Raw genomic sequence first — 15,017 nt, 5'->3', positions numbered from 1 at the left:
ACTTAATAATGAAAAAAATACTTATTGCATTAGCCATCATTTTGGCACCTTTTGCAGCTGAAGCACAAGTAAGAACGCCGCAAGCGAGTCCAAAAGCTTATATCAAACAAACAGTGGGTTTAACGGATGTTGAAGTTACGTATTCAAGACCGGGAGCGAGAGGAAGAGCTGTTTTTGGAAACTTAGTTCCGTTTGGTAAACTTTGGAGAACCGGAGCAAATGAAAATACTGTTATTAATTTTAGTGACGATGTTGTAATTGACGGTAAAACTTTGAAAAAAGGAAAATATGCAATTTATACCATTCCTAAAATTGAAAGCTGGGAAGTTATTTTTTACCTTTCTACAGACAACTGGGGATTACCTGAAAACTGGAACGAATCTTATGTTGTTTTAAAAACTACAGTTAAAGAAAACGCACTGCCAACTCCGGTTGAAACTTTTACAATTGGAATTAATGGTTTAGATCAAAACTTTGCTTATTTAGAAATGGCTTGGGAAAACTCTCATGTTGCTTTAAAATTTGAAGTTCCAACAGCTAAAAATGCAATTGCAAGTATCGAAAAAACATTGGCTGGACCAACTTGGAATGATTATTATGCAGCATCACAATATTTATTTTCTTCAAACGGAAATTTAGATACTGCAAAAACCTATGTTGATAAAGCATTAGACATGAGTACTGATAAACCTTATTATGTTTCAAGATTAAAATCATTAATCCAGGCAAAACAAGGTGACAAAAAAGGTGCTGTTGAAACAGCTAAACTTTCATTGGCCGCTGCAGAAGCTGCAAACAATCAAGATTACGTAAAAATGAATAAAGACAGTATCGCTGAATGGAGCAGATAATTTCTTGAAAATTTCAATATAAAAATTCTAAAATCCAAAGCTTTATAAGTTTTGGATTTTTTTTTTTGAAACTAATATAGACAGACTTGTCTGTATATTTAAATATTTTTTATATTTGTATATCCAATTTATTGAAGATGCAGCCCAGAGAACGAATTTTAGAAAAGACTTTTATTTTATTCCATAAGCAAGGTTATAATGCTACGGGAATCAATCAGATTATTGAGGAATCGAAAGTGGCGAAAGCTAGTTTTTACCAGCACTTTAAATCTAAAGAAGATTTGTGTGTCGCATTTTTAGAGCAGCGTCATGCCTTTTGGTTTAACGAATTACTAAAATTCACAAATAATGTGGAAGATTCAAATTCTAAAGTTTTAGCTTCTTTTGAGTTTTTGATTTACATGAATGGAAAAGAAAACTTTAGAGGCTGTAGTTTTCTAAATATACTTTCAGAGATTCCGCCAGATAATGTTAAGATTCTGAGTGTTATTCAAAGCCATAAAAGCGACTTACGTAATTTTTTCAGAAATATTTTGAAAGATAAACTAATATCAGATCATGTTTATTTATTATTTGAAAGCTGTATAATTGAAAGCCAAATGTTTAAATCAAACGAGTTAATAGAACAATCAAAAAAAATAATTCAAACTTTAATTTTAAAATAATGGAACAGAAGTTACCGTTGCCTCCTTTCACTTTAGAAACGGCAAAAGAAAAAATACAATTGGCAGAAGATGCATGGAACAGCCAGGATCCAGAAAGAGTTTCAAAAGCGTATACTATTGATAGCGAATGGAGAAACAGAGATAAATTCGTAAACGGACGCGAGGAAATCGTTGCTTTTTTAACGGAAAAATGGAAGAAAGAGAGAAATTACAAACTAAAAAAGGAATATTGGGCACATACTGAAAATAGAATTGCAGTACGTTTTGAGTATGAATATCAGGATCTTAATGGCAATTGGTTTAGAGCCTACGGAAATGAAAACTGGGAATTTGACGTTAATGGTTTAATGCAAAAAAGATATGCCAGCATAAACGATCTTCAAATAAAAGAAGAAGACAGGAAATTTAAATAAACTAATTCATACTAGGCGGTTCTGGAATTTTGATCTTTCTTTTGATTTTCTTTACAATTAAAAGATAAAAAGTAATTCCGCCCAAAATTATAAGTAAAGCAATTTGAAGCTGGCCTAAACTATTGTTTTTGCTGTACATCGCATTTGCATTTGCCAGCTTTGCTTTTCCTTCTTTTATTTGAATTTGAGATAAAGATTCTAAAGTTTTTAAGGCCTGCGCACTCGAATAAGCAATTTTATTCCAGTTTTTGTTTTCAACTTGTTTGTTGATTTCCTTGCAAGAACCCAGAAAAGCATCAAAATGTCTTTTCTCGTTATTGGTTAAAACTGTTTTAGCGTACAAATCATCAATATTGTGAATAATATCTAAAGTATGAATGATTTCATTTTTTTTAATATTATCGCTTAAATCCAGTTTTTCAGCTTCGGATTTTATAAAATGAAGCTGTTTCGAATATTGAAAAATATAATGCGCAACAACTAATCGATCTTTATAAATGGCGTTGATATTGTCGTTGACATTTTTAGAATTTCGAAGCGTATTGAAATTTCCCAATAAAATTATCAGCATTACAATCAGCAATATAAAAGCTGCTTTGGTTTTATTGCTGTATTTTTTATGGTCTTTCATAACGCTCTATTTGAGAAGTGGGTTACTCAAAGATAGAGATTTGTTTAGAATTTTTTCATTGTTTTTCTTTACGTAAAGTTTGTCATTCCGAGGAACGAGGAATTGCACTAGAAATTCCGTAAAGAAAAGAACCAATCTTTGTCGAGTTACGAGTGCGATTCCTCGTTCCTCGGAATGACAAGATTGTGCTTAACCACAATGATAAAGAGATTATTATTAAGTAATAGTTTTTGAAATCTTGGATTTAGCCAACAATAAAAACATTGCAAATGCTATATTCAAAACAGGAATAAAATTAAAAATAATAAAAGTGGGATTTGCATTTAAATCTCGTAATCTTCTTGTTGCAGCAGCTTGCATAGGAACTAAAACAAGTAAAATAATTAAGCAATCATAAAACAGGTAAAGTATTTTCTCATTATCTAAATCAACTTTACTGTTTAAATAAAGTGCAAAGTATCCACATAAAATACTAAATAATAAATAGAATCCATATTCAATTCTTCCGGCCTTTCCTGAAAAAGAAGCAGAGAAGAAGAAGATATTTTTTAAATATCTCATTAATTATTCTTCTAAAATTAAATCTTCATTACCCTTTTTATCTCCTTTAAAAAACAAAAGTTGCAAAATCAAAGCCAAGCCTATAGTTAAAATAGCGCCAATAAAATTCAGCCATAAATAACCTAATTTTTCTTGTTTGTAAACCATAAAATAATAAATAATTACAATTACAAACTGACTTATACAGGCACTAATAAACATAGATTTTGCCTGAACACGTTTTATATAAAAACCAACAAGGAAAATTCCCAAAACAGTTCCGTAAAAGATCGAACCAATTATATTTACAAGCTGAATTAAGTTTTCAAACAAAGTTCCTACGCAGGCAAAAAGGATGGCTATAACTCCCCAAAACAGTGTGAAAAATTTAGTTGCATTAAGATAATGTTTCTCTGATTTTTCGGTTTTGATATTTCTTTTGTAAATATCAATCGCCGTTGTCGAAGCCAAAGCATTTAATCCTGAAGCTGTTGATGACATTGCTGCCGAAAGAATAACCGCAAGCAATAAACCAATTAAACCTTTTGGTAAATAATGAAGGATAAAGTGGAAAAAGACATAATCTTTATCGTTGGTTTCGCTATTACTGTCGGCTCTGGAAATAATTTCTTTGGCACGATCACGTAAATCTTTTTCCTTATTCGATAAATTGACTAATTCTTTACGAAGAATCGGATTGTCATAATCCTGATTCAACTGATCGATATATAGTAAGTTAATTACTTTTTTATCTTCAGATAATTTGTCCAGCTTTTTTTCAAGAACATGATATTCTTCTTTATACGCCGATTTTTCAATTACAATTTTATTATTCGGATTGAAATTTAAAGGAACGGGATTGAATTGAAAAAATACAAAAACCATAACTCCGGTTAACAGAATAAAAAATTGCATTGGCACTTTTAAAAGCCCGTTCATGATTAATCCCATTTGGCTTTCCTTTACCGATTTGCCAGATAAATATCGTCCAACCTGAGACTGATCTGTACCAAAATAGGCGAGAGCTAAAAAGAATCCGCCTGTAATTCCGCTCCAAATCGTATATTTTTCTTCCGGATCAAAAGAAAAATCTACAATATTCATTTTATCATTTGCTCCGGCAATATGCAGCGCGCTTGTAAAAGTCATATCATTTGGAAGATAATGCAAAATCAGGAAAAACGTGATAAACATTCCCGACATAATTACAAACATTTGCTGTTTCTGCGTTACGTTTACAGCTTTTGTTCCTCCTGAAAAAGTATAAATAATTACCAGAACTCCAATTATAATATTCATACCGGTTAAGTTCCAGCCCAAAAGTGCCGATAAAATAATGGCCGGAGCATAAATCGTCAATCCTGTTCCTAAACCTCTTTGAATTAAAAATAAAATAGCGGCAAGAGAACGAGTTTGTACATCAAATCGTTTTTCAAGAAACTCGTAAGCGGTAAAAACCTTGTTTTTATGATAAAGCGGAATAAAAGTCAAACAAATAACAACCATTGCAATTGGCAGTCCAAAATAGAACTGCACAAAACCCATTCCGTCATGATAAGCCTGCCCGGGAGTAGATAAAAAGGTAATTGCGCTGGCCTGAGTAGCCATTACTGAAAGTCCAACGGTGTACCAAGGCGTTTCGTTATTTCCTAAAATAAAATCTTCAACGTTTTTACTTCCTTTGGTTTTCCAGGAACCGTAACCAACAATGAATAAAAGTGTTACAATAAGTACGATCCAGTCAAATAGCTGCATAGGTTATGAATAAAATTGCATGATTAAGAAAAAAATCACAATGTAAATGAGGTTAGCAACTAAAACATAGGTGTAACTTTTTTTCCATTTTTTTGTTTTTTTTGCTTCCATATTTTTGAAATTATTGCTTTAAATCCTGTTTAGGAGCTTCAAGAGGTTGTTTTAGCGAAATGATATTCGACAGTAATCTGTAAGCGCCTGCAACACCTTCCGGCAGTTCTCTAAAAAAGCTTAGACCAGTGTAAATGTAATATCCTTTTCCATATGGAGCGACTAATAAAGCGCCATTTTTAGCAGATTCTCCTTTGTCGTGTGATGAAATAATAGGAGTGAAGGCAGGATCATATTCATCTGGATAATATAACCCTTGTTCTTGTGTCCAGCCTTCAAAATCTTTTGAGGTGATTTTATTCGGCGTATTTAAAACTGGGTGATTTGGTGCTAGGAAAGTGACTTTAGCGTTTTCCTCGGTCACACGGTCGTTTGATAATTTTAACGGATATGGTGCAATTTTATCGGTCACTAATTTGCTGCCGTATGTATTGTATTGCACAATCATGTTTTTACCGCTTTTTACAAAATTAAATAAGATATTTTGTTTGTTTGCCAAAGCGTTTACGGTATTGTAAGCACGAATTCCTGTAATAACGGTGCTGAAAGAATCTAATTTTTCTGGAGTAATTTCTTCTGGCTTTAAGATAGAAACTTTGTATCCCATTTGGGTTAAACTTTCCGGAACTTCGTCGCCGGCACCCATAATATAAGCGATAGCATCACCAGAAGTTTTCAAATCAATTCTAATACATTTTGATTCAGCCGGTTTTAAAACCATTTGTTTGGTAATATGGTTGAAATCGATAATAGTTTCGTCTCTGTCAAAACGTTTGTTGTCAACAACTGCAATACTTTTTGCTACAACTTCTTCTGGATTTACAGGCGGTGTAACTTCAAAATAAAAGATTTGTTCTGTTCCTTTTTTATCTAAAGTAAAGGCGATTTGTTTTGGAGAAACATTCCAGCTTTTTGGTAAATCTAATTGCAGATTTCCTTTTACATCATCTTTTCCGGCACGAACTTTTACCGGAACCATTTTGCTTTTTGTATCCCTAAAAATTAAAACTTTTTCTAAAATAGAAGTCGTAACTTCTGGAACTATATCCAGGAAATTATACATTTCGCCTTTTACGCCGTCATTGTATTTGTAAACTACAGTGCGCTCAAACGGAATTTCGACATTATTGATTTTGATATTAAAAATCACTTTTACTTCTCTAATAATATCGGGAATACCAATATTTTGCTGATTTGAAACGGTGTACATTCCAACTGTTGCTTTTTCTTTTAACCAATATGGCTGCGTGTATTCAATATTATCAGGAAGCTGTAATTGCAGACTGATTTTTTGATCGTTATTGTCTCTTAAAACGCTGTTTTGAGCTGTTGTTTTATTGTCTGGCAATGTTGTAACGCTTGTCAATTGCATTTCAACAGCACATCTGTTAATAGCTTCTAAACTCAAACGAATACTGCTTCCCGGAGTTGCTTCTTGTTCACTTGCAACGGCTTCAAGATATAAACCGGAACATGAAGCAATGATATTTTTTATGGCTGTCGATTTTAGATTTTTCCAATGTGCATCGTCTAAAGCCTGAATCATAGTGTAAGCTTTCACTAAATCCGGAATACTTGCTGACGGATTGCTGAAATTGTATTTGTCAATAATTGAAGTAATTAAATCTCCAACAGGTTTTCCGTTTTTAACACGGTTCCAGCTAGTATCGATTCCGTCAAATAAATTATCGCGGTCTTTTGGCGTATCTCCATTAATAAGTTCAAGATATTCTGTTTCTAAACCACGAACTCCGGTACTTCCAAAACCTTGTGACTGGTGGCGGCTTCGGCTTAAAGCAGCAATTTCCTGATTTGATTTTCCAATTCCGGTATAATATACACCCGTTTCTAACTTGGTAAATTTAGATTTATTAGCGGCATCAAATTTTTCCTGACTCCCGTAAAACCACCAAGACGGATTAAAAAACTGACGTTTTACCTGCCAAGGCGAAACAAATTTCAACTGCTCGGGATAAACTTTAGGATCGTTTGTTAGTTTAAAACTCTCCACGCTCAACATGGCAGATGATGTATGATGTCCGTGCGTAGTTCCCGGAGAACGGTGATCAAATCTATTGATAATGATATCCGGCTGAAAATTTCTGATTGTCCACACCACATCGGCTAGGACTTTATCTTTATCCCAAATTTCTAAGGTTTCGTTTGGATTTTTAGAAAAACCAAAATCATTTGCTCTTGAAAAAAATTGTTCTCCGCCGTCTATTTTTCGGGCTTCAATTAATTCCTGAGTTCTAATTACACCAAGTAATTCACGCAATTGCGGACCAATTAAGTTTTGACCGCCGTCACCGCGTGTTAAGGATAAATAACCGGTTCTCGCATTTACTTCATTTGCTAAATACGAAATCATTCGGGTATTTTCGTCATCAGGATGTGCTGCAACGTACAATACAGAACCTAAAAAGTTTAGTTTTTTAATTTGATTGTAAATTTCGACTGCGTTAGGTTTTTGCGGCTGTTGTGCAAATAAGGTTTGAAAACTTATAAAAAATAAAAGAAGTATTTGAACTTGTATTTTTCGCATGGTGTAGTGAAATGGTTTTGAAATGTGTTCCAAAAATACTAATTAAATCTTGGAACAAAATTTAAATGAAATGTTAATGGTAATTTTTGGATATTATTTAGCTGATTTTTAAAATAGAAAAAGAGCGTATTAAAACTTAATACGCTCTTAAATATTTAGATATTATCTTCTTCCGTGACCATGACCATGACCGTGATCATCATCATCATGTCTATCATGCCCGTGGTGTTTGTCATGCTTGTCGTGCTTATCATAATGTCTGTGATCTCTGTGCTCATAACGACGCTCGTTGTAACCATAAACCGGTCTTGGTCTGTAAGGTCTTTGCGGTGCACCGTGATATCCTTTATAATATTTTACTCTGTGACGATCGAAGTATGTATAAGGAGTTCTTCCGTGATAATCTGTTAAAACAACTTTATAGCCTCCGTATAAATCATAATTTCTGTATTGTCTTGGTAAATAAGTTGCTCTAACCCATCTTCCTCCTCCAAAATAAATGAACTGTGATGCACGTACATCATAATAAGCTTCAATATCTGGAAGATAATAATATTCCATTTCAGCATATCCGGCTGGTCCCCAAGCAGGAGGTGTTCCTATATTAACGTTAACTGATACCTGAGCTTGTGTGGCATTTGCAACCAAAAGAAATAATCCGGCGATTGCTATTTTAATTGTTTTCATTTTTTCTAAAGTTTAATGTTAATCTTTGTTTAAAGATTTTCATATATCGTGCCAAAAATAAAAATACAATTGTATTTCATCGGAGAAAATATACTTTTTAACGATTAAACTGTAGTTAAATATTCTGTAAAATATTGATTTTTAAAGTGTTTTGCAGAATGAAAAATTTCTAAAAAAAATCTAAATATTTTTTCATTATCGATAATCAACAATTCTTGGTTTGGCAAGTTCAAAACTCTGTAAACCATAATCGGTTGTTTCAAATGTATTGGTTTTGAAAACACTATCACCCTGATAAGGAATACTTGGGTAATATGACAGTGACAGCTGGAAATTACTAAAAACCAAATAATCATTGCTTATTAATAAGCCTAATGTAATTTTTGAATACGGTTTGCTGTCGAACATGGCATTTTTTGGACTTCCTAAAAACGCTATCGTATAATTAAAAAACGGATTTAAACGAAATCCCCAAAGTGCATAAGGAGAATACGTTTGTGTCTGCAGGGATAAAAGAGTTTTACTAGTTCCATATAAAGCGGCGTTGAATCCCGCGAGACCATTTCGTTCGTTTATATTGAGTTCATCACCAATAATTTCCTCCCGATTTGCACCAATTACAACTCTTGGGTTTACGAATTGTCGCAGTTTCCAGGTTCCCAAATTAAAGAGTTTTGTAAAATAATTTGATTCAAATAAATATGCGGTTTGATACGTTTTGGATTGATGAAAATAGGTTCCGGCTTCAAAATTCATACTTAAAAAACCTAATCGGTAATAATTTCCAAAAGAAAACTGCGCACCGGCATAAGGTCTCCAAATCTGATTTTTATATTGATATCCAAAGGTAATTCCGTAAATACGCCCAATTGGAACGTCTTCGGTCTGGCCATTTCTAAAAATATAATTGTCTTTAATAAATTTTCGTCTGTTTAATCCAATGCCCATTAAAAGCAGTTTTTCATCTGAATAAAAATTAGTTGGATCATATAAGGAATCTGGAGATTCGCTGTAATTCACATTTAAAAAACGTGCCGATGTAATTAAATTGGTAATGGCTTCATTATCATCTTCATAAACTTTTGTGGCTTTACCCACCCAAAAATCCTGAAAATTATTCTTAAAACTCTGAAATGCATAACTCATATCAGGAGCCTGTAGGGAATCTTTTCTAAAGTTCTGTCCAACAAAAACACCGCCTGCCCATTTAGTTAAAGGCGAATAGAAATCTCTTTCAATATCAATACTTTTAGTATAATTATTGTCTAAATCCATGTTGTAATGGAGCGTAGTTCCTATATAGGTGTTTTTTATATTGGGAACCGTATACGTAATATCATTGCCATTTGCACCATCATCAAACCGATTGGTGAAACGATATTCTAACTGTTGTCCTGTACCAAAAAAATCTTTTTCTTTAAATCCCACACCAACTCTGCTGCTCGATATTGAAAACCTCGGAATAGTACTCCAGGAATCTAAAACCCGAATCGTAACATCAACAGAATCTGATGCCGGACTGGCTAATTCATTAGAAATTCTAACTGCCGTAACATATCTCTGTGAACGAATTAAACGTTCTGTTTCTTGTATTTTATAAGAATCATAAGGAGTATTTCTTTTAAACAAAAGAAGATTGTAAATTGCTATTTTTTTTGTTTTTAAGTGCAGTTTGTTTCCGGTTCGTTCTCCCCAGTTTTTTGGCTGCACGGTAGTATCTGTAATAGAATGCCCAAAAGGATCAAGCGTTACAATATTTATTTTTCGAATGATTTTTCCGTTGAAACTTTGAGTATCACTAGGCTCAATAACTTCTCTTTTTTTAGCTTTTTTTGATCGAAAAAGAAGTTTATGTAAGGTTTGGGTGAACTTATTTTTCTTCGAAAAGTTTTTTATTTTAGTATAAATCTCTGTACTGTCCTTTTTAGGAGGATTGTCTTTCTTAGTTTTATCTGTCTGCGCACAAATACTTTGAAAACAAAAGCATAACAAAATAAAAATAACTATTTTTTTACTTGATAACATTCAGATGGATTTAAACTTATTTTAAAGGCTATTATTCTATGAATTTAAGATAAATAACACGATTTTTTTTAAAATCAACAGATTATTTACTCTTGTACTTTTGCTTTGCGAATTCTCCAGGCAAATTTTCTCGGAATGTGATTTCCCATTAAATAGCCCCAGGGTTCCAGCGATTCTATTCGGTCAAAAATAATTTTCAAAATGGCTAAAAGCGGAATTGCCAGAAACATTCCCGAAATTCCGGCCGCAGCACCACCTACAATAATTCCCATAATGGATACAAAAGCGTTTATTTCTACTTTTGAATTAATAATTAAAGGCACAAGAAGATTATTGTCAATTAACTGAACAATTACATTGACTATTAAAATCCCAACAATTACTGATGTTTCTCCTGAACCTGTCAATGAAGCCAAAACGGTAATAACTCCTGCAACTAAAATTCCGATGTAAGGAACCAGATTTAAAATTCCCGTTATCAGTCCTAATAAAATGAAATATTTAATACCAATAATCCAAAGTCCTAAACTGGTCAAGACAGAAACTATAATCATTTCCAATATCAAACTCACGATATAATTGTTTATCGAAACTTTGATTTGTGATAGAATATCTTTTAAAGCAGCATGATTTTCTTTGTTTATTAATTTGGCCAAAAACAGTTTGAAATGTTCTTTATATATCAAAAACAAAAACGTATAAATTACAATAATAGTGCTGTCTAGCAGAAGGTCGCTTATAGATATTATGGCTGAGCCTAAAGTAGCATTTCCGTTTTTTACAGAGTCTTTTGTAACGGTGTCCAAATATTTTTTCTGTTCGCCAATACTTATTTGAAAATTTTCTCTGATAAACTTATGAATTTCAATTATAAAGGAGTTTGCATTTTTCTTAATTGTATCAAAATCACTTGCCATATTAGTAACCTGATAAGAGATAAAAATAAGAATCCCGCCAATGAATGCCAGAAAAATTAAAACACAAATTATAGCCGCAAGATGTCTTGGAAACTTAAATTTTGTGTTTAAAAAGGTGAAAATGGGCAATAGTAAAACCGCAAATAAAAAGGCTAACAAAACGGGCGTAAGAATATCTTTGGTGATGCAAAAAATATAAGCAAATGAAATTAAACTTACTAAGATACACGCAAGTTTTGTATAAAACGGCAACTTTATGGGATGGATCATTTTTGATGAAATTTTTAAATAATGTATAATTGGTTAAGCAAATATTATAATTTCTTTAAATTATAGCGTTTTAGCTTTTTAGTTATACGTTATAAAATTCCCATTCAAAAATTAATCAAAAAATTCTTTCTCTTCGTAGTGTGCCGGCATGATTGAAATTCCCTTTTGCAAAAGCAGATTGTTAGGGAAAATAATCTTTTCGCCTTCTTTTGTTCTCAGGCTGATATGAAAGGTATTAATGTCTTCTATTTCAGCTTCAATAGGAAAATCTTTATCGTGAATTTTTATGGTGTCGCCAATTCTGAAAGGAAAGGAGAAGAACAAAATCATTCCCGAAGTAATATTGCTCAAAATCGACCATTGTGCAAACATTGCAACGCCAATAACGGTTGCAATCGAGGAAACGGTTAAAAAAATATCCTCAGTATTAACTCCCCAAATCACAATTAAACTAAGCGTTACCAAAATATTCATAAATATATGAGTGTATTTGATAGCCAAATTAGTACGATGTTCTAATAAATGACTTGTAGAAGCAAAACGTCGAATTAATTTGGCAACAATCATTCTTAAAGCGATTAAAGCAATAATAAGAATAAAGGTTGCAAATAATTCCTGAGTATATTCTTTAAAAGAAAACATAAATAAATTTTTACACTAAAGTACTCAAATATTCGTAAACTTTAGCCGTTGGAAGCCCCATAACATTGGTATAAGAACCTTCGACTTTTGTAACTGCCATAAAACCAAACCATTCCTGAATACCGTAAGCTCCGGCTTTATCATAAGGTTTATAGTTTTCGATATAATACAAAATCGCTTCATCAGATAAATCTTTGAAAGTAACTTTTGTAATATCGTGCAAAAGAGTAGAAGCAGTATTAGTTTGAAAACAAACGGACGTTATCACTTCGTGCGTTGTACCCGACATTGATTTAATCATTTGAAAAGCATCTTCAGCACTTTTTGGTTTCCCTAAAGCTCTATTTTCATGCCAAACAATAGTGTCGCTTGTTACTAATATTTCGTTTTCTTTTAATTCGTCTTTTAAAGCATCAGCTTTTAACTGCGCCAAAAAATCGGTTATTTCAACTGCTTTTAATTCTGGCGGATAAATTTCTTCTACATCTTTTAAGCGAATTTCAAAATCAAGATCTAAATCCTTAAAAAACTGCTGACGACGCGGCGATCCAGATGCCAGAATGATTTTGTAATTTTTAAGTTTTTCTTTAAGCATGGGTTTGAAGGTATTGATGATTTAAACTGATAATAAGGATAGATAAAATTCCGAAGAATAAAATTAATTTCAAAACAGTACTTAAATGGTGAAAATCCTTTTTGGTTTTGGCACTGAATATTTTTACTATAAAATATAATAAAGGCGCCAGAACAAAAACGAATGTATAAAACGTAACTATCAAAAGATTGTTATCAAAGAAATATTTTTTAATGTAAAGCAGACATAAAATAAATGGAATTATAGCAAATCCCAATGCAATTTTTGCAGCACGGTTTTTTCCAATGGCAATTGGTAAAGTATTCATTCCTTGATTGTAATCGCCATCCATGTCTTCAATATCTTTAACTATCTCGCGTACAAAATTGATCATAAAAGCAAAAAGCGCATAATCTGTCAAAATAGAAAAGAAACTCGCCATTTGTGCCTTATTTTCTAAAGTCGTAGCTGGAAAAAGATCAAAAACACCAATAATTAAAACGCTTATAGCAAGTAAAGCCGCTACTACAAAATTCCCTAAAATCATAATTGATTTTAAAGTTGTAGCATAAAAATAAAGTAGGGAAGCAATTAGAATAAAAAGCGAAGCAAATGTTGGTCTTAAAATAATATTCGCCAAAATAAATCCAATTGCAACGCCGGTAACATTAAGTCCAATGTAAATATTAAAAGCCGCCGTTTCAGAAATTCCTTTGCCAATTACAACATTCTGAGGTTTGTTAATAGTATCTGTTGCAACATCATAAATATTGTTAATGACATAACCCGCTGCTGCCAGTAAAACGGTGCTTAAAACTAAAAGTCCGTATTGCCAGTCTGCTAAAGCCAGCGGAATATCCTGCTGTTTTAAAAAAGCATAACGAAATAAAACCTGCATAAAAGCAAGCATAAGTAGATTTTTATATCGAATTAGTTTTAAATATTTCATTTCTTAAGGTTCTAAGTTGCTGAGATGCTAAGATTCTAAGTTTTTTTTTAAGGTTCAAAGGGGCAAAGAGACAGAGGTGCAAAGGTTTTTCTTTTGAAATTTTAAAGACTTAGAAAATAATCTAAAATCTAAAATCACAAATCTAAAATTACCTCTAGTCGTGCTGTCCATTAAAATGTTCCATCCATTTTCCCTGTACTTTCATTACTTGCTCGATCACGTCGCGTGCAGCGCCTTTTCCGCCTTTTACGTGCGAAATGTAACGGCAGATATTCTTGATTTCCGGGACTGCGTCTTGCGGGCAGGCTGGTAAACTTACTAATTTCATTACATGATAATCCGGAATATCGTCGCCCATATACAAAACCTGTTCTGGTTTAATATTGTAAGTTTTAGTATATTCTTCGAACGTTTTCACTTTATCAGGAGTTCCTAAATGAATATCTGTGATTCCTAAATTTTTAAGTCTTACGCGAACGCCTTCGTTGCTTCCGCCAGAAATAATGCAGACATGGTAACCGCTTTCTACAGCCGCTTTCATAGCATAACCGTCACGAATATTCATCGTACGAAGAATTTCTCCTTCTGTGGTTACAAAAACCGAACTGTCTGTAAGTACGCCATCAACATCAAAAATAAATGTTGTAATGTCGTTCATCATTTCTTTATAACTTTTTGCCATTATGCTGTATAGATTGTGTTAGTATTTTATAAATGTTTTTTTGATTTTCGTTTGTGATAAAATTCAGGTGCGCATCGGTTGTGACAGAATCGTGGCGCTTTGCCGGACCTGTTTGAGCGTCAATTGGATCTAAAGTTTTTATCTTTTCGGCAGTTTCCTGAATCAAAGGTTTTAAAACTTCGAAAGAAACTTGGTGTTCTTCGCAGATTTCGTGACCAATTTGGTATAAATGATTCGTGAAATTATTGACAAAAACGGCTGCAACATGCAAAGCTTTTCTCTGCTCTGAACTTATAGAGAAAACCGCATTTGAAATGCTTTTTCCCGTTTCTTCTAAAATTTTATAATCATCCTGATTTTCAGTTTCCAAACAAATCGGAATTACTGAAAAATCAACATCTTTGCTTTTAGAAAATGTTTGTAACGGATAAAAAACGCCTTTTCTGTTTTTAGGATCTAAAACATCGATAGAAGTTGTGCCGGAAGTATGAACAACTAATTGGTTTTCAAATGGCAATTGACTTGAAACTTCAGCAATAGCATTATCGGAAACTGAAATGATATATAAATCTGATTCTTTTAAATCTGCAAATTCGGTTACGATTTTATCTGAATCGAGAAGATGACTAAAAGCTTCTTTTTTTCTCGAAAAAGCCTGCACAATTTCAACAAGAGAACTTGCAGAAAAAGCTTTTATTAAATGCTGTGCGACGTTTCCGGAACCAATAATTGTTATTCGAATCATAATCGCAAAATTAAC

The 15,017-nt window shown here is 32.8% G+C and carries 15 protein-coding genes; 3 read left to right on the top strand and 12 right to left on the bottom strand.

The window, feature by feature from the left end:
* Positions 1 to 8: 8 nt before the first annotated feature.
* The 3 genes from ACODSB_RS14030 to ACODSB_RS14020 all read left to right on the top strand — a co-directional run bounded on the left by ACODSB_RS14030 (position 9) and on the right by ACODSB_RS14020 (position 1,929).
* A complete protein-coding gene (locus tag ACODSB_RS14030) occupies positions 9 to 851 on the top strand; it encodes a DUF2911 domain-containing protein (protein ID WP_488937511.1) in 843 nt (280 codons plus the stop codon).
* 137 nt (positions 852 to 988) lie between these two features.
* Positions 989 to 1,516 carry a TetR/AcrR family transcriptional regulator gene (locus ACODSB_RS14025; protein ID WP_488937510.1) on the top strand — a complete coding sequence of 176 codons (528 nt, stop codon included), beginning with the start codon at positions 989 to 991 and terminating at the stop codon, positions 1,514 to 1,516.
* Positions 1,516 to 1,929 carry a nuclear transport factor 2 family protein gene (locus ACODSB_RS14020; protein ID WP_488937509.1) on the top strand — a complete coding sequence of 138 codons (414 nt, stop codon included), beginning with the start codon at positions 1,516 to 1,518 and terminating at the stop codon, positions 1,927 to 1,929. Before ACODSB_RS14025 ends, ACODSB_RS14020 begins: the two co-directional genes overlap by 1 nt.
* Position 1,930: 1 nt before the next feature.
* Here ACODSB_RS14020 and ACODSB_RS14015 read toward each other — a convergent pair whose 3' ends face one another.
* From ACODSB_RS14015 to ACODSB_RS13960, 12 genes are all read right to left on the bottom strand, one after another.
* Positions 1,931 to 2,560, bottom strand: coding sequence for an MCP four helix bundle domain-containing protein (locus ACODSB_RS14015; RefSeq protein WP_256634988.1), 630 nt, complete (start codon positions 2,558 to 2,560; stop codon positions 1,931 to 1,933).
* Between the two features lie 216 nt (positions 2,561 to 2,776).
* Entirely contained in the window at positions 2,777 to 3,121 is a 345-nt protein-coding gene (locus ACODSB_RS14010; RefSeq protein ID WP_488937508.1) for a DUF805 domain-containing protein, read from the bottom strand.
* A 3-nt stretch (positions 3,122 to 3,124) separates the two neighbouring features.
* The gene (locus ACODSB_RS14005; RefSeq protein ID WP_488937507.1) at positions 3,125 to 4,855 is read right to left on the bottom strand and encodes a sodium:solute symporter family protein; all 1,731 of its coding nucleotides are present in this window, start codon (positions 4,853 to 4,855) and stop codon (positions 3,125 to 3,127) included.
* 121 nt (positions 4,856 to 4,976) lie between these two features.
* The gene (locus ACODSB_RS14000; protein ID WP_488937506.1) at positions 4,977 to 7,511 is read right to left on the bottom strand and encodes a PIG-L family deacetylase; all 2,535 of its coding nucleotides are present in this window, start codon (positions 7,509 to 7,511) and stop codon (positions 4,977 to 4,979) included.
* A gap of 162 nt (positions 7,512 to 7,673) precedes the next feature.
* Positions 7,674 to 8,198, bottom strand: a complete 525-nt coding sequence (locus tag ACODSB_RS13995; RefSeq protein WP_180861893.1) for a hypothetical protein — start codon at positions 8,196 to 8,198, stop codon at positions 7,674 to 7,676.
* A gap of 195 nt (positions 8,199 to 8,393) precedes the next feature.
* A complete protein-coding gene (locus ACODSB_RS13990) occupies positions 8,394 to 10,223 on the bottom strand; it encodes a hypothetical protein (protein ID WP_488937505.1) in 1,830 nt (609 codons plus the stop codon).
* An 86-nt stretch (positions 10,224 to 10,309) separates the two neighbouring features.
* Positions 10,310 to 11,410: an AI-2E family transporter gene (locus tag ACODSB_RS13985; protein WP_488937504.1), complete on the bottom strand. Its 1,101-nt coding sequence runs from the start codon at positions 11,408 to 11,410 to the stop codon at positions 10,310 to 10,312.
* Positions 11,411 to 11,521: 111 nt separating this feature from the next.
* Entirely contained in the window at positions 11,522 to 12,052 is a 531-nt protein-coding gene (locus tag ACODSB_RS13980) for a mechanosensitive ion channel domain-containing protein (protein ID WP_488937503.1), read from the bottom strand.
* Positions 12,053 to 12,062: 10 nt separating this feature from the next.
* Entirely contained in the window at positions 12,063 to 12,647 is a 585-nt protein-coding gene (locus tag ACODSB_RS13975) for a Maf-like protein (RefSeq protein WP_488937502.1), read from the bottom strand.
* Positions 12,640 to 13,575 carry a geranylgeranylglycerol-phosphate geranylgeranyltransferase gene (locus ACODSB_RS13970; protein WP_488937501.1) on the bottom strand — a complete coding sequence of 312 codons (936 nt, stop codon included), beginning with the start codon at positions 13,573 to 13,575 and terminating at the stop codon, positions 12,640 to 12,642. The genes ACODSB_RS13975 and ACODSB_RS13970 overlap by 8 nt, the downstream gene beginning before the upstream one ends.
* Positions 13,576 to 13,729: 154 nt before the next feature.
* Positions 13,730 to 14,257 carry a KdsC family phosphatase gene (locus tag ACODSB_RS13965; protein ID WP_180861885.1) on the bottom strand — a complete coding sequence of 176 codons (528 nt, stop codon included), beginning with the start codon at positions 14,255 to 14,257 and terminating at the stop codon, positions 13,730 to 13,732.
* Positions 14,241 to 15,002 carry a Rossmann-like and DUF2520 domain-containing protein gene (locus tag ACODSB_RS13960; RefSeq protein ID WP_488937500.1) on the bottom strand — a complete coding sequence of 254 codons (762 nt, stop codon included), beginning with the start codon at positions 15,000 to 15,002 and terminating at the stop codon, positions 14,241 to 14,243. Before ACODSB_RS13960 ends, ACODSB_RS13965 begins: the two co-directional genes overlap by 17 nt.
* Between the last annotated feature and the right edge of the window lie 15 nt (positions 15,003 to 15,017).

The sequence above is a fragment of the Flavobacterium sp. FG68 genome (assembly GCF_057808895.1).
The sequence above is the reverse complement of the archived record's forward strand: the minus strand, read 5'-3'. Positions and strand labels throughout refer to the sequence as shown.